A 20,364-nucleotide genomic window follows, 5' to 3' on the forward strand; every position below is an offset into this window, starting at 1 on the left:
GACATGCTAGCGCCCATGTGCAACGATCTCCCTTGACTACGCTTGGGAGGACTTAGGGAGCAAGAAGCCCGTGAACGACGGGGCTTGGGCGACATTACGGTTTGAACCGGGGCGAGTCACCCACCTGTGGCTGGGTCAAGCCGAACGGAATGCCAAGGAAAGGCCAAGTGAAGTAAGGTAGCACCCGGAGGGTGTGGATGGGCTGAGATGTGGACGTACGAAGGCTGTGGGGAGCTCATTTCCGATCGCTTTCACCGAGCACGAAGTTCATCCATACCTTGACAGGCTGATTCTGTGGCTCGTACAATGACCTATAAAATTCAAGGGCATGGTTCACCTGGGTTTACTTCTTTTCCGGGTTTGTCCCGCTGGAGACTGTCGGTACTCTTGCTGAGTTTACCAATAATCGCAGTCTCCTATCGCTTCAACCAAACCGAAAGCCGCCTCTCCCACACAGGGCTAGGCGGCTTTCACTTATTTGGGCGCATAGGTTCTGAAAACCTCCGTCAACACGTTGACCGCCATCTGCACTTCCTTCTCATCTCGGTTCAGCAGCAGGAAGAACGCTTCTTTCAGTACCCTTTCCTTCTCTGTGAGCGGCTTGTCATATTCCCGCACGTATCCGAACAGCTCTCCTATATCAACCTCAAGCGTTTCAGCCACCTTCGCAAGATTTGTAAGCGAAGCGTTACGCTCTCCTCGTTCTAGCCCGCCGATATACGAAAAGTGAAATCCCGCCTTTTCACCCAAATCGTCCTGAGACCATCCACGCGCTTTACGAAGCTCGCGAATCTTTCCGCCAACGAGTTGCAGCACTCGATCCGACATATCATCACACTCCATACTTCGAGTGTAGAGAAACGTCGGACAAGGAGTAACATCTATAAAAGTATCTAAATATACTTTGATACTCAAATACATATGTTTACTGTATAATACTTTACGACATTATTATTCAATGTCGATACGAAAAGACGAGAAGTACAAATAATTGTCGAAATCACTTCCTGCATGTTTTAATGGGCGGGAAAATCAGGACAATCATCGGAGGGATACAGTTGAACAACAAACCAAAGAAACAAACCTTACTGCTCGGAGCCTCATCCATTATTCTCACCGCATCAATCGCGCTGGCTGGTTGTGCATCCAAAGAGGACAACGCACGGGATAATCTGGCGAAGCTCTCGATCTCCTACACGCCGGATAGCTTCGTACAAGCTGCCGCCAGCAACGACCAAAAGGCGTTACAGCTATTCGTGGATGCAGGGATGACACCTGATACAAAGGACTCTAAAGACGAAACCGCACTTATGATCGCCGCACAGAAAGGCAACATCGGGGCAATTGACCTCTTGCTTAAAGCCAAGTCCGACGTGAACGCCGTCAACAGCAAAGGAGAAACGGCACTAAGTAACGCCGTCGATGCTTCTCAGCTTCAAGCAGTTCAACGGCTTCTGGACAGCGGTGCAGACGCCAATCTGATGGCTGGAAGTACAACCTTGCTTGCACTCGCCGTTCGTTCCGGAAACGTCGAGATCGTCAAGCTTTTGTTGGATAAAGGTGCCGATTCGAACAAGCAACAAAACGGTAGAACGGTACTGTTCGAGGCTGTCCAGAAGGGCTTGTCCGATGTGACAAAGATTCTGTTGGATGCCGGAGCCGATCCCAACGCCCAAACACCAGAGGGCGACAACTTATTGTTCTATACCCTCGACCACGATCAGCCAGAAAACGCAAAACAGCTAATCGAGCATGGTACAGACCTGGCCCTCAAAACCAAGAGCGGGGTTGGACTGCTGACTCTCGCCAAAACAAAAGGTTACTCCGACGTAGCTGACGCGCTGATTGCCAAAGGAGTCAAGGATGTCAGCCTACTGACATATACAGTGGAAACGACCACGGACGGTATTACGATTCCCAAGTCTGCGGACGACAGTGCCGTTACGCTAGGTGCTCACCAGAATCATCCGAACCCACAGATGACGTTTAATCTCAGCGGGTCGGCCAAGTCTTTCAAGGCTACATTCGTCAGTGGACGAAAGGATATTGAGTCCGACTATAACGTTAAGTTGACGATTGAAGGTGACGGGAAAAAGCTGTACGAGAGCGATTATCTTAGTATCAAAACAGCGGCACAAAACATCGATATTGATGTTAGTGGTATTCAAAAGCTGACGTTCAGTCTGCAAGCAGACAAGCTCTTTAGCATCGTGGAATCAAAAGGTCTGCTCCAAAATCCTACAATTTACTTACCATAGCTAGAACGCTGACGAGGCATTTCTCTTGGACTCTTGAGTGTGAAGGGCTGTTATCGCCCCTTCCCGGACTTGAAGACCAACGGAAGTGTCTTTTCGCTATTCAGAAGCCTACTCTTCATCCCGATCTTCCAGTGGCCGATTCTCTCCGATCGCCTTACTGTGCCGGAAAGATACCATCATCTTGGTCAGTTGCAGGTGCAACAATTCTGTCCGAAACTCCTGTTCCTTGTTGTGGACAAGCGTTAGAACATCCTCAATAGTCAGCAAGTCGATTTTGTCACCATGCAGATATAGTTGCCCCAAGATGCCTGATACGCATTTCTCGCACGTTTCAATCTGCAAGAACAGTCTTGTTTCTTGCTCTTCAAGCCGGGAATACTCCTCGAATAGCTCCTCTTTCGTCCGCTCCGTCAATACATGCCGCTCCCTCGCCACGAAAAAAACGTCAGCCATTCCCCAACACTTGGGCGTGGCTGACGTTTCGTTCGTTTAGTTGTTCTCCTGCTGCTTCTAGTAAAACATGCCCAAAATTTGGTTGTCAATCGCCTGTGGTCGAAGGAACAGAGTGAACAAACAGATGGTTGGCGCGTCATACCACAGGGCAGACTGTCACAATGCGGAGAGTCACGGAGAGCAAACTGGGAAGCCTGCCGAGCCAGTCCCTTTCACCGCTGTTCTTTGTGCCAACACCTGACGCGATGGTTTTACCGCTGTGGAAGAGAGCGGTCGGTACAAGAGGAACAGCGGAAACACTTCAACTGCATCACTCGTCTGGTGGGATGCATTCCTTACAGCAGCCCCACACTGGGATACCTGAAGCATCATCAGCACACGATAGAACAAAAAGCGTAGAGAAGGCTTCCTAGCTATTCACTTCTGAACCGCGATTATTTTGGTTCTGCAATAGGTTAACAGGGAAGATATTCCGGCGTGTTCGTCTGGTGCATGAGGCTTGCACGGTTACATGCCGACGAGCGGACTGCTTTGTGCGTGTTGCTCTTGCAGGTCACGGTTGCTTAGCTGGACGTACTTCCGTACCATACTCAGGTCGTGGTGGCCGAGAATCCTTTGCAGAGAAAACGGATCGCCGCCATTCTTGACGTACAACGTAGCGAATGTATGCCGGAACGTGTGCGGCGAGACGCGAACGCCTGTGATTCCCGCTGCCTCGCCGTGCAAACGAATACGTTCATAGGCTTGGTTGTATGTCAACGTCTTGCCGTTGTTCAGGAGGAACACGGCAGAACTGCGATTGCGGAACTGCTTTCGGTTCTCTTCGACCAGCGCGTCGAGAATCTCCGCCGTGCGTTTACTCATCGGTACAACCCGCGACTTGCCGTTCTTGGCGATGCTAGCGCGGACGGTGATCGTTTTACCGCTCAGGCTCAAGTCATCCACAGTCAGGTTAAGCGCCTCGTTGATCCGAAGCCCGGTGTCGAAAAGAACGGCGAGCAACACATAGTCGCGAAAGCCTGTGTACTCCCTTTGGTTCGGCGCGGCGAGCAGTTGCAGGACTTGCTCCTTCTCGAAACCGCCGATCGTGTCCTCCGTTACCTTTTGGAGCTTGACGCGAGAAGCGAGGTCGGAATTTAGATATCCTTCGTCGTGGAGAAACCGAAGGAAGCACTTGAGCGTCCGGGTACGGATGTTCACTGTGGCTGGGGACAAGCCTTTGGCTGTGCTATGGCTCTGCAACGTCGGGTGTCCGTTGTACAGCGTTTGTTCGGTCAGCATGTGCCCGACGTACTGTCGAATGTGGTCGGTGGTCAGTTCTTCCAGCTTGAGCGTCGGGTACTGCTCGGCTAACCAGTGTTGCAAGTAGCGGTAGTGGCTCTTGTGGTCGTTTAGCGTCCGGGGCTTTAAGCCTTCAGCTTCCTTGGCTCGAAGAAAAGTGCCGAAATAATAATCAAGTGGATGGTGCAAGGTGACCGCAGCGGAAGTCAACCGTTCGCGTCTCGCTATTACCTTTGACATATGAATCGCTCCTCTAGGAATGAGTGCAAAAAAGCCGCCCAAAATCGGCGGCTTAGTTAAATTATAAAATTGGGAAGCTCAAGCAAACAATAAAGTGATTCTTTTCATAGATGAATGAGCCTTGAAAAAACCAAATTTGTGAGCCTCAAAAGAATTCATCGAATGGCATTGACTACTTTATTTTTCCAATTTCCTCGGTGAGTGATTCTAACAAAGTTTCTATTATTGCTGTTCAACAGCTCTGTCCTGCTTAATTTGCTCAACTGTTTCCAGTTCTCAAATAAAATATAAATCGCATTTCCATATCGGACATTTTCCAAAAGAACTAAGTTCTCTTTTAGCATAGCACCAATATATTGACTAAATTTGCTTTCACCAACGATGTACTGAATGGGATTTAGGGCTTCGAAGAAGTTAACCCTATCGGCAATAATTTCTTGAATTTCTTTAGTAGGATTTCTGAATTTCGAGATTAAGTATGCAACGTTGTGTTCAATATTTTTTTCACCAGGGGGAAAAATCTCCCAGTTTACATAAAGTGTATTTATATAATCGTCGTTGGTTGCGTCCGCTTCAAAAATATTACACACACCAGTATTTTCTTGTAAAAGGTTGCAGTGAAAAAGCAAATCTTCCTCGTAAGTCGAACTTTGTTTGTCAATATAATGATCCAAACTAAACTTGATTGTGACAGAAGACTCATCGTTTTCTAGTACTTCGACTAGTATATGTATTTCTCGGGGCAACCAATGCGTTCGCTGAAATACAGGTCGAGTCCATGACATATCATGGGAACCTTTACTCCAGTCCCCGAAGTTTGGTGCTTCAACTGAATAGGATTTATCAACTTTTGGAAGATCACGACGAATGATAGTTCTTCCATTAACGTTATAGTTGGAATACCTACCAGTAGACTGCCTCGGAAGAATGGGCGATAAAATATCTATTTCACTGTTTGATATAGATATACCGATATGACTGTACACATTGTCTTTAATATCGGTTAGCAGGATTTTCTTGACACTACCTACAATTTGGAGGTCTGACTTAAGCTCTTTTGACTTTACCAAAATACTATCAGGTATTTTTAGAAAGTTCTTCTTCCATGGTAGCTTAATGATAACCACGTCCTTTGGACTATATTGTATAGTATTATAGTATCAAATTGATGGAATATTTACAATTTTATGTCGTCTAAAAGAAAACCCACCACAATAAATATTGGTGGGCGTAGTTAGTTTAACCTCTTGGTGGATAAGGATCATTTCCATGACTGTCACGGGACTGAATCCTTCCGTCCCTGCCATGGATAAATAGCTCTGTTCCTTGATTTCGTGAAATCTGGCGAGCCGTATCAGTGGCCTCTCTTTTTGTCTCTGTGATTCGAGTCACTTTGTCATTCCCGGCCCCTCTAACTGCCCACTTATCACCGTGGGGTACAACGTGCTGGTTTGGCATAATATCCACCCCCAATATTTGGCCCAAGATCGAACCTAAATAAAAAAATTTTATGGAAATTTGTGGGGTGTTGTCCGATATATGATTTAGAGAGCAGTGCAAACAAGATACGGGGGGATAAACTATGAATATTAAAGATCTATTACCTTATATATCTACACTTGTAGTGATTATAGGGTGGTTTTTCGCTTATTTCTCAAATAAGCGTGCTAAAAGGTACGAGATGTTTCTTACCAAGACAGAGATAAATCTAAAAGAGATATCTGGACCAATGATCAATCAAATGAACATAATTTTAAGAGATCAAGATAAGGCAAGTCGATTTTTGAAGTTGCAGAGCTTGATCGATAATTTGGGTGGAGTCAAGTCACCTCTTTTCTTAGAATCTAGCCCAGAAATCATTTATCGATATAATCGACTGGAGCAATATTTCTATCAATATCAGACAGAACCTAACGAGACGAACTATGAACAGTTATGGACGGCATTTGGTCAATTTTATGAAAGAGTTTTGAGGAAGTTGGAAGAGTGTCATAGAGTTGTATTCAAAAGCTTTGATTGGAATTATAGGATGGAGCGAAAGAATCCATTCTTCAGGCTGTTATTTGAGTCCTTTAGAATCTCGTACGAGTTCATTACAGGAATAACTCAATTCTCGTTACTTGTTTGTGTGTTAACACTAATTGAGTTTGTAGCCCACCTAGTAGAAAGAACCGCTACGCAAGTATTATTAGTTAAGTATGCACCACTTATTTTCCCTCTCACAGCTATGATTATTATCTTTTGGCTATGTTTCTACGGTTTGAATCATGCCATATTTAACTACAAAAAGGATTGGGTTAGGCCAAAAAAACCAGCAGAAGGTTTTGGTTCTTATACCGTTGATAGAATCAAGAAAAAGTATCCTTACCCGACCTATGATGATGCCCATAATAATCAAGACACACAACCTGCAATCGATATTCAACAACCTGCAAACAGCGATCAAGATGAGGTCAAAGTGAGTTAGTTGCTACCTTACTTCACTTGGCCTTTCCTTGGCATTCCGTTCGGCTTGACCCAGCCACAGGTGGATGACTCGCCCCGGTTCAAACCGTAATGTCGCCCAAGCCCCGTCGTTCACGGGCTTCTTGCTCCCTAAGTCCTCCCAAGCGTAGTCAAGGGAGATCGTTGCACATGGGCGCTAGCATGTCCTCCGAGGCATTCCCACGGCGCTGATCGGAACCCCTACTTCTTGATGCTGGAACCCTCCGAACATATAGGTTCGTGGGGGAGTAAGAAGCTGGAGTGATTGGATTTCATTTAGCGACAATCCAATAGCGACCGGAAACGAAGAGAACTGAAAAGACAAATAACAGTACTTTCTCGATGAATACATCGCCATGCGGACTGTACGAACCGGCGATGTATTTTTATGCTGCCTCTGAGTCAACAGGGAGCCAACACTTGTTCGCTGTAGGTATTTTCAGCACATTGACGAACCGAGGTTACGCACGAAACTCTATTTTAAGGCTCGGTCCCTTGAGACAGCTTAATGGGCGTTACTCTACAACTTGCTCAGCTCGATCGCATTAAAGTCAACATCTTAAGTGTGAATGAGTTCGAATCAACACGAAGTCAACAAGTATGGAGTTCATATTAGGGTAGTTGAAGATCTCAATTGCGGAGAGCCGTTTCACAAATGACGCAAATAAACGATGTTAGTGAATGAGGATAAATTCGGTTGAAGAATATACGTAACAATAGGCCTTATAATTTACTTACATGGGTTTGTTAGAATAAATTACCGTGAAGAGTTTTGGATAATGCAAAAACATTGCCTATCAAAATAATAGTATTTACTTTATTATAGACGAGAGAGTGGCTTTATCTTTGATAATATAAGATTATTCATTAGTTGATTGATGTAGGGAGGCATGACAATGAGAAGTTTTGCTATCTGGTACTCAACGAATGACAATATAACATTGTTAGAAAAGAAAGCAACAATACATATAAACTTATGGGATAAACCACATGAAGATAATGATGAATACTGTTTTGATTTTGGTGTGTTGGTAGAAGATTTAAAAGATATTAAAAGTATCTTTTTATATGCACCATTTGAAGTAAATAAGAATCAGATCAAGGATTTGGGAGGGGTAATTTCTAAGAATCGCTTAGTCAATGCAATTTTTAATGAAAATTTTACGACAACAGATGGGGAGCCGAAGAGGTTGGTGGTTAACGGTTCCGGTGGGAAGCCACCTTTTGTTATATATGCTTTGGAAATAGAGAATCAAGTAAAACTTACAAGGTTTAAGAGAAATGGAACTACTCCAGGAACTATAATCGAAATTAAAGTTGAGAATATAGACATAAACGACATCTCTAGATATTACTTCAGAATTCGTTTGGAGGCTTCAAAAAGAGGAATTAGCTTCATAAACGACGAAATAGAAGGAGTAAGCTTCTTAAATAATCAGTTTACAAATACTGAAATAATTGATTTTAGATTGAATGATGTTCGAAGTTATAGTGAAGAACTTAAAGAACAATTTAGCAAAGGAAAAAAGTTTCAAATACTAGCCATACATTATTTAATATTAAGAAATGCAAATGACTCAATTATTCATTATGGCAAGGAAATTAATAGTAGGATATTAGAAAATAATCTTTGGGAAAGTTACATTGATGGGGCTGACTACACTATTATTGCATATCACATCAAGAGTAAAGCAAAGGTAACCTTTAATCCTTCAAAAAACGAGGAAGAATACGTCTATGTAGAAGACTTTTCCGACCTATCTAGGTTTCAATCAAAAAAGGATACCAGGGCGCTTATTACAAAGTATATACTAGGTATTATAGGATTAGGCGCATTAGGAGGAGTAATAGGAAACTTGATATCTAAAAAAATGGGTTTATAAATAAAAATAAGGAGTACAAATTATGAGTGCTGTAATCAGAAATAATTTGTTTTTAAAAGTATCTGAAATTGAGCCTGAACAACTAAGGTCTTATATCATTAATGAAGTGGGAGAGAAAGCAAAAGACAAGTTGTATAATTATTTAAAAGATCTTACAGAAAGTTACCCTGAATTCGAAAAATGGTTTTTTGATGCTGTTATTCCGGAAATTGAGATGAAAAATGGGAACAGGCAAATAATTATAGTGCTTTCAGAGGTTGAAGCAAAGCCAAGTCTTGTATTAACGGGTATTGCTATCTTGAAGAAAACCGATACAGAAAAGAAAATTTGTACAATTAGAATACACGATAATTTCCGTAACCAAGGGATAGGATCAGAACTTTTTGAAAAGTGTTTTGAGTACTTAGAAACGAGGAAGCCGATCATTACAATTTCAAGTGATAGGAAGGAAATGTTTGAAACTCATATAAAAAACTATAATTTTTCCGAAACACAAATCTTAAAAGACTACTATAAAAAAGATTCAACTGAATATGTTTACAACGGGTATTTAACCGATGAGAGATAACGGGAATAAACTCATAATATAAAAGCAGTTACATTTGCATGTCAAATTGTAGCTGCTTTTATAATTTAATTGGGGGGAAGTACTTATGAAGGTTTTGTTATCAATTAGGCCTGAATATGCAAACAAAATATTTTCCGGTGAAAAGAGATATGAGTATCGAAAGAATATTTTTAAAAAAAAGAATATTGACTCTATCTTGGTTTATTCGACGAAACCAGTGGGAAAAATAATAGGAGAAATTTATATTGATGAAATAATTGAGGATGAACCAAACAACATTTGGGTTAATACGCATGAGTTCTCTGGTATTACTCATAATTATTTTCAGGATTATTTTAATGATAGAGAGTTGGGATTTGCTATAAAAATAAAAGAAGCCATACTATTTGATCGACCTCTTGAACTTGCTGATGTAATTTCCTCTGGTAAAGCTCCACAATCGTTTTGTTATATCTAATAGAGAGTTGGGCATTGAATGAGTAATCTCATATTTATTGGGGGAGTTCATGGTGTAGGAAAGACACAATTGAGTAGCGATCTGGAAAGGCAGTTAAAGCTTGAGACCTACTCAGCTAGTAAATTGATATCAGATATAAAAAAAATAAGGTTTGCAAAGAATAAAAGGGTCAAAAACATTAGAGATAATCAAGAAATACTACTATATGCAATTAACCAGTTAGATATCAGAAGTAAGTTTTTTATACTTGAAGGGCATTTTTGTTTAATTAATGAAGAGGGAGAAATAACTCGTATACCGGAAAATTCTTTCCGAAAACTAAACCCAAAGGGGATAATTGTTAAGATTGATGATGTTGAAAAAATATCGGACAGATTAAGCAGAAGGGATATGGAGCAATTTGATATAGCCTTTCTGAAGAGCTTTCAAGAGGAAGAGATAGATTATGCAAAGGAAATTTCCCAGGGGTTAGGAATACCTTATCTGATTTATAGTGCAGAGTCATCAATCAGTTCGATTAGAAAATTTATAGAGTCATTAAAAACCTAAATTGAAGATATTTGAATTACCGTAGAACACCATTTTATTCTAGCGTTAGCATCCTCAAAATAACCTTAGATACTTTCTACATGTTGAGGATACAGGTCTGAAATATTTCACATTCACAAGGCACTTTTATCTTAATGCTAAAGACTCACAAGTTATGTAGTTGGTACTCAAGACCTTGGAATTAAGGTTTGCTTGGATTAATCGAAAATATGTAATCACCGCCTTTAACCAATTTTTATCTCATAGTAGTCAGAGTATGCAGTACGAACTTTATCTATATACTTTGGTGCTTTGGCATGCCAATCATCTAATATTTTTAGAACTCCTTTTGTTGTTTCATCTGGTTTAATAAAGTCGAGACTAAATTCCTCATTGTTCTTTGATAGCCCTTTTATTAGCTTTGTTCCGTTAAAACCAATTAAGAATCCATATGAATAATCACTAGATAATTTAAGTTCATATTTTGTATTCAGTTCTTCAATAATTTTACCAAGGGTAAATTCTTTTTTTGGACTCCTTGATTGATATATACCAAGTAACAAAGTAAGTAGCCCATTTATTGAATTTCGTTGTAGAATCTCCACAATGTCGTTGAAGGTAACAGAGTCGATATCTGTTGAAGTAGGTGATTCTGCTTTAGATATTCCGGAAACTACCTGGCTTACTTTGGTGTCCATTTCGGAAACCTGGTTACTAACTTGAACTATCGAATCTACAGAAGCAGATATCTGGTTTTGCATCTCGGAAACCTGATAACTAACGTGTTTCATTGATTCTACAGAACTTGAGATCTGGTTTTGAACTTCATGAAACCCCCCAATTGCTTGGTTCAGTTTCTCTGAAGCTTCTGTGATTTTTTGAGCCTGAGTAATCGATGTTGTACTTTGATAAAATGTATATATTAAGGCAACTACAGAGAGTATTAGTGAAGTAATTGTACCTGCAAACCCCAAGTAACTAACAATTTGGTTCTTGTCTGATCCGTAATAAAATGTAAATATACCTACTAATAATAAGATTAAAAATACAATAATATAGGCATAGTCCTTTTCCTTGAGCTTCATTCTTTACTCCTATGAGTTTAAAAGTTTATATTGCTTTAAAAACGTAAATGTTATTTGTACCCTTACATTTAAGCGTTACCTCTTACCGCAAATATAGTAAGTTGTTTGCGTTATAGTAATAATGAAATTCGTCGAAGATAACATATCGCCAACGGATATTGTCGATCTTTATAATGATCTATGTATTCGACAGGACTTTCGAAACTCCTCCAAAATACGGAAATAATTACTGTTAGGAATACATAAGAGGGGGAAGGGACTGACACTTTAGTTATACGGGGAATACGGTGAGATGTGAGACGTGTAAGTGTGATTAGTATGCATGTAGAATACAGAGCACAGTTAGATGAATGAACGCCGGTGCTCTGTATTTTTTAATGCCTAGAATTCAACACGCAGTCAACACTCGGCTCCTAAAAATACTTTCAGGAAGCGTTGAATCGAGCGTGTGCACGTATACCTGTGAACACAAAAAACCGGTATGCCCCTCTTTCGAGGTGCTACCGGCCAATTTTGTGTTTGACTAATTTATTTCTCACTTACATCTCTCCTATTTATGCAGACAAGAAGTCAGCAACGTACTTTGTGTTGGTAGTTTGCGAGCCGTATGCCGGTCTTTTTTTACGTATATTTCATCCTCCGTTTATACACCCTCATGGCGGAAGCGCAGAAGATACCGAGTATTGCCAAACTCCATAAAACTGCCGAAAGCGTAGTTTTATCCGCCGTTCCTCCGAGTAAAAGAGAACGAATGCTCTCGATAAGAGGCGTCATGGGCTGATATTTCGCGAATACACGGATAACTGCGGGCATGCTGTCGGTGGGGGCAAAGGCTGAGCTTACGAATAATAGCAACATCAGAATGTAAGAAAACACTCCGGCTCCCTCGTAGGATTTGGCAAGCAAGCCGAAGGTGACGGCGATCCAAATGAACGCAAGAACGCTAAGCAACAGAATGACAATAGCTAATACCCAACCCAACACGTCCGCTTGCGGCCGAAAGCCCATGCCGAAAGCAACGAGGAAAATGGCAAGCAATGAAACGACGTTGAAAACGAGTGATGCCACCACGTGACCTCCAAGGATGGAGGCTTTGGCGATCGGCATGGAGTGGAAACGCTCGAATACGCCTTTCGTGAGATCGTTATTGATACGGAGAGAAGAATAGGCCACGCCGCTGGCAATGCAGAAGAGCAATATTCCCGGCAAAATGTAATTGATATAGCTGACATCGCCGGTGTTCATCGCTCCGCCAAAGATGTAAACGAAGAGCAACATGATCATGATCGGCATGGCGATGACGGTGATAATCGTGTCAATGCTACGCGTGGAGTGGCGAATGACACGCCCGCTCATGACGGCGGTATCGCCTAGAAAATGAATGAGCTTCATTTGGAGTCCTCCTTTTTGCTGGTGACGATTGCGAGAAACACATCTTCAAGCGTGGGTAGTTTCTGGGAAAACTCGGCAATTTCTATGTCGGCTTCCGCTGCTTTCGTTAGCAGTCGCATCATCTGTCTTGTACTTCCGTCTGTCATGACGGAGAGCGTGAGATTGTTCGAATCTGCGGTCGCGTTGAATTCTTTTAACAGGTCGCGTGCTTGATTTAGCGTTGTTTCATTGTCGAATCGAAGTTCGATATGTCCCCGAGGCAACCTATTTTTAAGCTCCGCCGGACTGCCGGTAGCCACGATATGACCTTCATGCAAGATCGCGATTTGATCGGCTAGATGGTCGGCTTCCTCTAAGTACTGCGTGGTTAGAAAGACGGTGACACCCGATCTCGCTAATTCCTTGATCATATCCCACATAGCAATGCGGGCTTGCGGGTCAAGTCCGGTGGTCGGCTCGTCGAGAAAGACGACCGACGGGTTGCCTAATAAGCTCATGGCCAAATCCAAGCGCCGACACATGCCTCCGGAATAAGTGGAGATTCGGCGATCAGCGGCATCGAGCAAGTCAAAGCGGCGCAACAACTCTTCTGCTTGCTTGTCTGGGGCGGGCAAATGGCGGAGTTTGGCCATCATCCGCAGATTCTCGCGTCCAGTCAGGATATAGTCCGCGGTTACGCTTTGTCCGGTCAGACTGATCTCCTTGCGTACGTGCTCGGGTTGTTTGGTTACGTCGACCCCATTAATCTTTGCGCTTCCGCTGTCGGGTTGGAGCAAGGTGGCAAGAATTTTGATTATTGTGGTTTTACCCGCGCCGTTGGATCCGAGAAGGGCAAAGGTTGAACCCTTCTGCACGGTGAAGTTCACTCCGCGCAGAACCTCCACGTTCTTATAGGATTTTTTGAGGTCTATGACCTCAATGGCCCAATTGTCCGGTTTCATCCCGATCTCCTCCTTTAGTTGAGCAAGTCTAGACGTTACGTATCCCCACTTCTCCCAGAATAGGGACAACTCACTCCGCCCATTTTCATTCAAGCTATAAAATTTCCTTGGCGGTCCGAATTCGGATGGTTTTTTCTCGATATCGACGAGCAGCCTTCCAAAACTCCCTTCAGCATTTCCGTAAGGTATTCCATTAAAGGCCTCCGCGCTACTTTGTATAACTCAGTACCACTACATAGTAGCACCGAGTAGGGGGAATGTAAATAGGGGGAAAAGGGGGTGCTGAAAATAAATCGTTGATCACCCCTTGCCGACTCCATCATCCGCAAGCTTGCAGGAACAACGCGGCGGCGCCTAGAATTCCATAATCAGAACGATAAAGCCAAGGCTGTGAATGCCAGGTTTTTTTTACATACCGATGAAAAAAAAGGAACTATGCGGCGTCGAGCTCGTTGTTTGGTTAGAGGAGGTTGCCGGAGTGGATTACGAGTATATCAAGCAAATGGACGAAGGGATCGACCGCAACGCCTTGCTTGACGAACTGATGATGACGTTCGGCAAGGATGTGTGGAACTACGCGTTCTGCTTGACGCGTCGCCGGGAACTGGCCGAGGATATCGCCCAGGAAACGTTCATTAAAGCCTACAACGCGATTTATTCGTTCCGAGGCGGGATGACGATGAAGGCGTGGCTGCTCACGATCGCCCGCAACACGGCGCGGGATTACTTCAAATCCGCGTGGTTTCGCCGCGTTCAGCTGGTCTGGGAGGAGTACGAGACGAGCGTGTTCCAACCTTCCGCGGAGAAGCAATGGTTCGTGTCACTCGAGCAGCGCGAAGTATGGAATGCCGTGCTGAGCTTGCCACGAAAGCTGCGGGAGACGCTGCTGCTGTACGCGCATCACCATCTCTCGCACAAAGAGATCGCGGAATTGTTGCAGCTTAGCGAAGGGACGGTCAAATCGCGCATTTTCCGCGCGCGGGCCGCTATTAGCCGCAAGCTAGGCAAGCCTGCGGCTTTCGAAGGAGGAAAGCGTCCATGAATCATTCCGACTGGGAGAAGCACCTCGAAGAGCTTCCGCTCGGCAGCGGCGGCTTCTCCCCGAAGTCCATGAAGCAAATTAAGGAGAGGATACGATTGGACGGCAAACGCAAAAGCCCCATCCGAGGCATAACGATCGCGGCGGCGTGTACGCTGCTCGCGGTCGTCGTCTGGGCGACCGGGGATTACGGCCGGGCGCTCTTTTCTAGCTCCGGGGCGGCGGATACCGACGAGCAAGAGTTTCGGCTGACCGTGCAGTATGGGAGCAAAATGGGCTTTATGTCCCAGTTAGGCTCGACTTATATGCTCAATCATCCGAAAGCAAAGTTCGAGGTCGCCGAACCGAGCGAAGAGTACGCAGAGAAGCAAGACTTGGCATCCTACAAGAAATGGGTAAGCGAATCCAACGCGGATATTCTTCAAGTTCCGCTTGCTTTCGTAGACGACCTCGCCGCGGACGGCGTGCTCTTTCCCCTCGACGATCTGATTAGAAGGAAAAAACTGGATATTAAAGAACTCTACCCGTCCGCGGTCGATCTGGTCAAGGAAGCGGGCAATGGGCAGATGTACGGCATCCTCGATGATATCGATATGAATATGCTCATCTACAACCGGTCGCTGTTCCAGAGCAAAGGCGTGCCGCTCCCCGAGAAAGGCGCGACGTGGGACGACATCGTCCGCCTAGCCGCGCGGTTCGAAGGCGCGCGCGACCAGGGCAAGCCGGTATACGGCTTCTCGTATGGATATACTCCGGATCCGTTTCGAATGATCTATGACATTGGGCAGTCCCAAGGACTGTCGATCGTGGATGCGAAGGGTCGGCCGCAAGTAAACGGCGCCTCATGGAAGGTCATCTGGAGCCAAGTATCGGAAGGCCTTCGCAAAGGTTGGATCAGCGATGAATTGCCGGATAATGCCGAACAGTCCGACCCGTTACAGGCGGCGATATCCGGCAATCCGTTCTATAACGGCCGCTCCGCGATGACGCTGCAGCCGTACTTGTCGTGGTACGTTATGAACGAAGCGATCCAGCAAGGCTTGTTACGGGACGGATGGGATGCGATACCGCTGAGCGCGCCTACCGCGCCGGGCAAGATTAGTTCGCTGGCCGAGGGGACGGTCTATGCCGTTAACGCCAAGTCTGCCAATCAACCGCAGGCTTTGAAATTCATGGAATATATCGCGAGCAAGGAACGGTCGAATAAGGCCGTCGAGACGGGGGGACCGCAAATGTTACTAGCGGCGGTACCGGACGCGAAAATCGGGGAAGGCACTCCGATCGGCCGCTACTACGAGTCAGGGCTGGACGCGTCCGCCGTACTGCGGCAGGCAGAGCTTAGTCGGCTGCCCGCGTACAACCGTGTGATGAGCATGCTGTCGGCAAAAGCGAACGCGGCGGTTCAGGATATTGCGGCCGGACGGTCGACGGTCGACGAAGCGCTGAACCGGCTGCAGGCGGATGCGGAACAGGCCGCTATCGCCGGCGTCTCGGAGGCGAGCCGATGAGAGCGGCGGTCTTAAGGGCGCGAGGGCGCTTCCTTGCCATGGTGCTGGCAGTTTGCATGCTCGCGGCGTCTAGCGGATGCACCGGAAAGTCTAAACCCCCGGCCGAACCAACTGAGCTGACGATCGCTTGCGTCAACCAGATGACTTTCGATTTTTTCTACCGCAGCGCCTTAGAGTCCGTTTATCCGAATACGAAATTCAATATCGTATCGATGGAGGATCCGAAGTATATAAACCCGCATCTCGATATCGGAGTCGCGCTTAAAGAAATGTTCGAGACGAAGAAGCCGGACCTCGTTATCCTGTATGCGAGGCAATATAGATACGTTGCGGATGCGGGATTGCTGCGCGATCTCGAGAATATGGCGGCGTTGAACAAGTTCGACCTCGGCACCCTGCATGAGGGGATGCTCGACAAGGTACGGAACAATGAGGAAGGCAAACTGTATGGGCTTGCGCCTCTCTTTCACTCTTCGGCAGTTTATTACAATAAAACGCTATTCCAACGCTATGGCGTGCCGCTACCGGATCAGAATATGACCTGGGACGAAATTCTGCGGTTGGCGGGGTTATTCGTAGACCAGAGAGAGGGCGACGACGGCGTCAGAGGTTTCACCATGTCATGGGCGACCAATAATCCGTTCGATATCATGTCCTATATCGCCTGGACCGAAGGGCTTGCGATGTACGACAAAACCGCCAATCGCCTCACGTTCGACAGTGACAAGTGGCATGCCCTTATCTCTAAGGTCATTGCCGCTTACCGGAACGGTACGTTAATTGCCGATAAGGACGCGACGCGTAAGCGCGACCTGTTCGCCGAAGGCAAGGCGGCGCTTACGTTCGCCGACGAATATTACGTGACGCAGCTGAAGCGACAAAAACAAACGTTCGAGTGGGGTCTGTTGCCCGGACCTGTTCAATCGTTGGACCCGAGTCGGGGCGGGTATATCGCGACGGACTCCATGTTTGCGATTCCGGCGCAGTCGAGTCACCCCAAGGAAGCTTGGAAGCTCATCGAGGGAGTCATGTCGGACAAAATGGGTGATATCTATTCCGGATTCGAATTCGGCGGCCTTCCCGTGCAGGCAAATGGAAGAGCGGCGAAGGATCCGCTGTATGAGGTATTCTACCGGCTGCGGCCAGTGCCGCAGCAGTCGGAGTTTGCGCTCGGCGTCAACGAGAAAAACGAACTGGAGCGGATCATCAACGACGAGATCGGCGCGGCGATCGCGGACCGCAAGTCGGCTGAAGACGCCGTCGCGGCGATTCAGGAAGCGGGCACGCGACTGCTGCCGGATCGACGCTGAAGACAGAGGTAGAGAGGGACGTGTTGCGTCATGAATGAGGCTATCCGGCAAGGCGAGACGTTGAGAGCGCCGTCAAGGGTGCGAGGCTTCCTTGTTCTGGTGCTGGCGATTTGCATGCTTGCGGCGTCTAGCGGTTGCACCGGAAAGTCTAAACCTCCGGTAGAGCTAACCGAGATGACGATCGCGTGCATTAACCAGATGACCTTCGATGCGTTCTACCGCACCGCTTTTGAATCCGTCTATCCGAATACGAGATTCAAGATCGTACCGCTGCTGGATCCGGTTTTTTATCCCCAAAACCCCGACTTCGGAGTCGCGCTGAAAGAAATGTTCGAGACGAAGAAGCCGGACCTCGTGATTCTGTGGGACGAACAATACAAATACGCCGCCGATGCGGGATGGCTGCGCGACCTCGAGAAGATGGCGTCAATGAACAAGTTCGACCTCGGCACGCTACACGAGGGGATGCTCGACAGGGCGCGGAACAATGAGGAAGGCAAGCTGTTCGGGCTTGCGCCTACCTTTAACGCCACGGCGGTCTTTTACAATAAATCGCTGTTCCAACGTTATGGCGTGCCGCTGCCGGATCAGAATATGACCTGGGACGAGATCTTGCGGCTGGCCGGGTTGTTCGTAGAGAACCCGAAGGGCGAGGAAGGCGTCAGAGGCTTCAGTACAAGAAATATGACTAAGCCGTTCGACCTCATGTCCGATATCGCCACGACCGAAGGGGTCCAGAGTTACGACAAAACCACCAACCGCCTCGTGTTCGATAGTCCGGCATGGCATGCCCTCATCTCTAAGGTCGCAGCCGCGTACCAGCACGGCACATTCATTGCCGAACCTTACAAGACAAAGAGCAAGTATATTGGTCTGGACGTGATGCGCGATCGCGACCTGTTCGCCCACGGCAAGTCGGCGCTTACGGTCGAAAGCGATTATTACGTGGCCGAGTTGAAGCGGATGTACGTCGATTTCGAGTGGGGCGTGCTGCCTGGACCGGTCCAATCGCGAGACCCGAGCCGGGGCGGGGATGTTGGGGTGGGCTTCATGTTTGCGATTCCGGCCAAGTCGGATCACCCCGAGCAAGCTTGGAAGCTCATCGAGGCCGTCATGTCGGAGCGAATGGGCGAAATCTTTGCGGACAAGGAAGTCGGCCTGCCCGTGGGGGTAAAGGGAAGAGCGGCGAAGGATCCGCTCTATGAGGTGTTCTACAAGTTGCGGCCGGTACCGCTGCAGACGGGGTATTCGATCGGCGCGAGCGAGAAAAAAGAGCTGATGCAGATCATCGACGACGAGACCTACGCGGCGGCGACGGGCCGCAAGTCGGTCGACGACGCCATCGCGGCGATTCAGGAAGCGGGCACGCGGCTGCTGCCGGATCGACGCTGAAGTCAGAGGTAGAGAGGAACGTGTTGCGTCATGAACGAGGCGATCCGGCAAGGCGAGACGTTGAGGGCACCGGTCTCAAGGGCCCGTGGTTTCCTTGTCATGGTGCTGGCGATTTGCATGCTTGCGGCGTCTAGCGGTTGCACCGGAAAGACTAAACCTCCGGTAGAGCCAACCGAGCTGACGATCGCGTGCTTCAACGAGATGACCTTCGATTTTATCTACCGCAGCGCCTTGGAGTCCGTCTATCCGAATACGAAATTCAAGATCATATCGCTAGCCGACCCCATTTATTACCGTCCGGATCTCGATATCCGAGACGCGCTTAAAGAAATGTTCGAGACAAAGAAGCCGGACCTCGTTATCCTGTGGGACACGCAATACAGATACGCCGCGGATGCGGGATTGCTGCGCGACCTTGAGGACATGGCGGCGTTGAACAAGTTCGACCTCGGCACGCTGTACGAGGGGATGCTCGACAAGGTACGGAACAATGAGGAAGGCAAGCTGTATGGGCTATCGCCCTTCTTTTACTCCTCGGCGGTCTATTACAATAAAACGCTGTTCCAACGCTATGGCGTGCCGCTACCGGATCAGGATATGACCTGGGACGAGATTCTAAGGCTGGCGGGGTTGTTCGTAGACCGGCCAGGGGGCGAGAACGACGTCAGAGGCTTTAGCATGACATCGTTGACCAAGCCGTATGACCTCATGTCCAAAATCGCCCGGACCGAAGGAATCGAGATGTACGACAAACTCGCCAACCGCCTCACGTTCGACAGCGACAAATGGCATGCCCTTATCTCTAAAGTCATAGCTGCCTATGAGCACGGTACATTCAAGGCCGAGCCCTACAAGGCAAAAGGCGACACGATCAGTCAGGATGAAATGGTTCAGCGCGACCTGTTCGCCCAAGGCAAGGCGGCGCTAACGGTCGCAAGCGAGTATTACGTGACGCAACTGAAGCGGCAAAAACAAACGTTCGAGTGGGGTCTGCTCCCCGGACCGGTCCAATCGCGTGACCCGAGCCGGGGCGGGGATGTCTCGGTGGACTCCATGTTTGCGATTCCGGCAAAGTCGAGCCATCCCAAGGAAGCTTGGAAGCTCATCGAGGGAGTCATGTCGGAGAGGATGAGCGAAGTCTATTCGGAGAGGGATGTCGGCCTGCCCTCGCGGGTAAAAGGAAGAATGGCGAAGGATCCGTTGTATGAGGTATTCTACCAGCTGCGGCCAATGCCGCAGCAGTCGGAGTATTTGCTCGGCGTAAACGAGAAAAAAGAACTGTTGCAGATCATCGACGATGAGACCAACGCGGCGATCGCGGGCCGCAAGTCGGTCGACGACGCCGTCGCGGGAATTCAGGAAGCAGGTTCGCGACTGCTGCCGGATCGCCGCTGAAGACAGAAGTAGAGAGGAAGCAGGTTGGAGGGCTGTGACGGGTTGCCAGTAGGCAGGTTGTTGCAGCCCTTTTTGGGTTTTCCGTGCAACAGCTTGCAAACAAGAAGTCGGAGTAAACCGTTGCATTTTGAAACCTTTCTCTTTGCTGTG

Annotated in this window: 19 protein-coding genes; 11 read left to right on the top strand and 8 right to left on the bottom strand. The window is 47.0% G+C overall.

Annotated elements, in window-relative coordinates; all coding sequences use genetic code 11:
* Positions 1-474: 474 nt before the first annotated feature.
* Positions 475-828 carry a helix-turn-helix domain-containing protein gene (locus D7Z26_RS21765; RefSeq protein ID WP_120979137.1) on the bottom strand — a complete coding sequence of 118 codons (354 nt, stop codon included), beginning with the start codon at positions 826-828 and terminating at the stop codon, positions 475-477.
* Between the two features lie 230 nt (positions 829-1,058).
* Here D7Z26_RS21765 and D7Z26_RS21770 point away from each other — a divergent pair, with 230 nt between their 5' ends.
* Entirely contained in the window at positions 1,059-2,258 is a 1,200-nt protein-coding gene (locus D7Z26_RS21770) for an ankyrin repeat domain-containing protein (RefSeq protein WP_158602401.1), read from the top strand.
* 108 nt (positions 2,259-2,366) lie between these two features.
* On the opposite strand, the gene D7Z26_RS21775 is transcribed toward D7Z26_RS21770, so the two are convergent.
* The 4 genes from D7Z26_RS21775 to D7Z26_RS21790 form a co-directional block, all read right to left on the bottom strand.
* Entirely contained in the window at positions 2,367-2,711 is a 345-nt protein-coding gene (locus tag D7Z26_RS21775; protein ID WP_147423883.1) for a hypothetical protein, read from the bottom strand.
* A 507-nt stretch (positions 2,712-3,218) separates the two neighbouring features.
* A complete protein-coding gene (locus D7Z26_RS21780; RefSeq protein WP_120979140.1) occupies positions 3,219-4,232 on the bottom strand; it encodes a tyrosine-type recombinase/integrase in 1,014 nt (337 codons plus the stop codon).
* 155 nt (positions 4,233-4,387) lie between these two features.
* Complete coding sequence (locus tag D7Z26_RS21785) at positions 4,388-5,359, bottom strand: hypothetical protein (RefSeq protein WP_120979141.1); 972 nt, start codon at positions 5,357-5,359, stop codon at positions 4,388-4,390.
* 112 nt (positions 5,360-5,471) lie between these two features.
* Positions 5,472-5,690 (bottom strand): DUF2188 domain-containing protein, encoded by a 219-nt coding sequence (locus D7Z26_RS21790; RefSeq protein ID WP_199731759.1) that lies wholly within the window; start codon positions 5,688-5,690, stop codon positions 5,472-5,474.
* A gap of 124 nt (positions 5,691-5,814) precedes the next feature.
* Here D7Z26_RS21790 and D7Z26_RS21795 point away from each other — a divergent pair, with 124 nt between their 5' ends.
* The 5 genes from D7Z26_RS21795 to D7Z26_RS21815 all read left to right on the top strand — a co-directional run bounded on the left by D7Z26_RS21795 (position 5,815) and on the right by D7Z26_RS21815 (position 10,173).
* Positions 5,815-6,699 (top strand): hypothetical protein, encoded by an 885-nt coding sequence (locus tag D7Z26_RS21795; protein ID WP_120979142.1) that lies wholly within the window; start codon positions 5,815-5,817, stop codon positions 6,697-6,699.
* 913 nt (positions 6,700-7,612) lie between these two features.
* Positions 7,613-8,599 (top strand): hypothetical protein, encoded by a 987-nt coding sequence (locus D7Z26_RS21800; protein ID WP_120979143.1) that lies wholly within the window; start codon positions 7,613-7,615, stop codon positions 8,597-8,599.
* 22 nt (positions 8,600-8,621) lie between these two features.
* Positions 8,622-9,167 carry a GNAT family N-acetyltransferase gene (locus D7Z26_RS21805; protein WP_120979144.1) on the top strand — a complete coding sequence of 182 codons (546 nt, stop codon included), beginning with the start codon at positions 8,622-8,624 and terminating at the stop codon, positions 9,165-9,167.
* Positions 9,168-9,252: 85 nt separating this feature from the next.
* Positions 9,253-9,624 carry an ASCH domain-containing protein gene (locus D7Z26_RS21810; protein WP_120979145.1) on the top strand — a complete coding sequence of 124 codons (372 nt, stop codon included), beginning with the start codon at positions 9,253-9,255 and terminating at the stop codon, positions 9,622-9,624.
* A gap of 18 nt (positions 9,625-9,642) precedes the next feature.
* Positions 9,643-10,173, top strand: a complete 531-nt coding sequence (locus D7Z26_RS21815; protein WP_120979146.1) for an AAA family ATPase — start codon at positions 9,643-9,645, stop codon at positions 10,171-10,173.
* Between the two features lie 224 nt (positions 10,174-10,397).
* Here D7Z26_RS21815 and D7Z26_RS21820 read toward each other — a convergent pair whose 3' ends face one another.
* The 3 genes from D7Z26_RS21820 to D7Z26_RS21830 all read right to left on the bottom strand — a co-directional run bounded on the left by D7Z26_RS21820 (position 10,398) and on the right by D7Z26_RS21830 (position 13,570).
* A complete protein-coding gene (locus D7Z26_RS21820) occupies positions 10,398-11,237 on the bottom strand; it encodes a hypothetical protein (protein ID WP_120979147.1) in 840 nt (279 codons plus the stop codon).
* 621 nt (positions 11,238-11,858) lie between these two features.
* Entirely contained in the window at positions 11,859-12,629 is a 771-nt protein-coding gene (locus D7Z26_RS21825; RefSeq protein ID WP_120979148.1) for an ABC transporter permease, read from the bottom strand.
* A complete protein-coding gene (locus D7Z26_RS21830; RefSeq protein ID WP_120979149.1) occupies positions 12,626-13,570 on the bottom strand; it encodes an ATP-binding cassette domain-containing protein in 945 nt (314 codons plus the stop codon). The genes D7Z26_RS21825 and D7Z26_RS21830 overlap by 4 nt, the downstream gene beginning before the upstream one ends.
* Positions 13,571-14,048: 478 nt before the next feature.
* On the opposite strand from D7Z26_RS21830, the gene D7Z26_RS21835 reads away from it, so the two are divergent.
* Genes D7Z26_RS21835 through D7Z26_RS21855 form a run of 5 tightly spaced genes read left to right on the top strand, consistent with a single transcriptional unit; the run spans position 14,049 to position 20,214 of the window.
* Positions 14,049-14,612, top strand: coding sequence for an RNA polymerase sigma factor (locus D7Z26_RS21835; protein ID WP_120979150.1), 564 nt, complete (start codon positions 14,049-14,051; stop codon positions 14,610-14,612).
* Positions 14,609-16,117, top strand: coding sequence for an ABC transporter substrate-binding protein (locus D7Z26_RS21840; protein ID WP_120979151.1), 1,509 nt, complete (start codon positions 14,609-14,611; stop codon positions 16,115-16,117). Before D7Z26_RS21835 ends, D7Z26_RS21840 begins: the two co-directional genes overlap by 4 nt.
* Positions 16,114-17,427 (top strand): ABC transporter substrate-binding protein, encoded by a 1,314-nt coding sequence (locus tag D7Z26_RS21845; protein ID WP_120979152.1) that lies wholly within the window; start codon positions 16,114-16,116, stop codon positions 17,425-17,427. The genes D7Z26_RS21840 and D7Z26_RS21845 overlap by 4 nt, the downstream gene beginning before the upstream one ends.
* A gap of 30 nt (positions 17,428-17,457) precedes the next feature.
* Positions 17,458-18,819, top strand: coding sequence for an ABC transporter substrate-binding protein (locus D7Z26_RS21850; RefSeq protein ID WP_120979153.1), 1,362 nt, complete (start codon positions 17,458-17,460; stop codon positions 18,817-18,819).
* A 30-nt stretch (positions 18,820-18,849) separates the two neighbouring features.
* Positions 18,850-20,214: an ABC transporter substrate-binding protein gene (locus D7Z26_RS21855; RefSeq protein WP_120979154.1), complete on the top strand. Its 1,365-nt coding sequence runs from the start codon at positions 18,850-18,852 to the stop codon at positions 20,212-20,214.
* The last annotated feature ends 150 nt before the right edge of the window (positions 20,215-20,364 follow it).

Source organism: Cohnella endophytica, from assembly GCF_003628305.1.
GTDB lineage: Bacteria > Bacillota > Bacilli > Paenibacillales > Paenibacillaceae > Cohnella > Cohnella endophytica.

Bases quoted from the DNA above. Each gene is read 5' to 3' on its own strand.
- D7Z26_RS21765 (WP_120979137.1), bottom strand. From the start codon at position 828: ATGTCGGATCGAGTGCTGCAACTCGTTGGCGGAAAGATTCGCGAGCTT.
- D7Z26_RS21775 (WP_147423883.1), bottom strand. From the start codon at position 2,711: ATGGCTGACGTTTTTTTCGTGGCGAGGGAGCGGCATGTATTGACGGAG.
- D7Z26_RS21780 (WP_120979140.1), bottom strand. From the start codon at position 4,232: ATGTCAAAGGTAATAGCGAGACGCGAACGGTTGACTTCCGCTGCGGTC.
- D7Z26_RS21790 (WP_199731759.1), bottom strand. From the start codon at position 5,690: ATGCCAAACCAGCACGTTGTACCCCACGGTGATAAGTGGGCAGTTAGA.
- D7Z26_RS21795 (WP_120979142.1), top strand. From the start codon at position 5,815: ATGAATATTAAAGATCTATTACCTTATATATCTACACTTGTAGTGATT.
- D7Z26_RS21800 (WP_120979143.1), top strand. From the start codon at position 7,613: ATGAGAAGTTTTGCTATCTGGTACTCAACGAATGACAATATAACATTG.
- D7Z26_RS21805 (WP_120979144.1), top strand. From the start codon at position 8,622: ATGAGTGCTGTAATCAGAAATAATTTGTTTTTAAAAGTATCTGAAATT.
- D7Z26_RS21810 (WP_120979145.1), top strand. From the start codon at position 9,253: ATGAAGGTTTTGTTATCAATTAGGCCTGAATATGCAAACAAAATATTT.
- D7Z26_RS21815 (WP_120979146.1), top strand. From the start codon at position 9,643: ATGAGTAATCTCATATTTATTGGGGGAGTTCATGGTGTAGGAAAGACA.
- D7Z26_RS21820 (WP_120979147.1), bottom strand. From the start codon at position 11,237: ATGAAGCTCAAGGAAAAGGACTATGCCTATATTATTGTATTTTTAATC.
- D7Z26_RS21825 (WP_120979148.1), bottom strand. From the start codon at position 12,629: ATGAAGCTCATTCATTTTCTAGGCGATACCGCCGTCATGAGCGGGCGT.
- D7Z26_RS21830 (WP_120979149.1), bottom strand. From the start codon at position 13,570: ATGAAACCGGACAATTGGGCCATTGAGGTCATAGACCTCAAAAAATCC.
- D7Z26_RS21840 (WP_120979151.1), top strand. From the start codon at position 14,609: ATGAATCATTCCGACTGGGAGAAGCACCTCGAAGAGCTTCCGCTCGGC.
- D7Z26_RS21845 (WP_120979152.1), top strand. From the start codon at position 16,114: ATGAGAGCGGCGGTCTTAAGGGCGCGAGGGCGCTTCCTTGCCATGGTG.
- D7Z26_RS21850 (WP_120979153.1), top strand. From the start codon at position 17,458: ATGAATGAGGCTATCCGGCAAGGCGAGACGTTGAGAGCGCCGTCAAGG.
- D7Z26_RS21855 (WP_120979154.1), top strand. From the start codon at position 18,850: ATGAACGAGGCGATCCGGCAAGGCGAGACGTTGAGGGCACCGGTCTCA.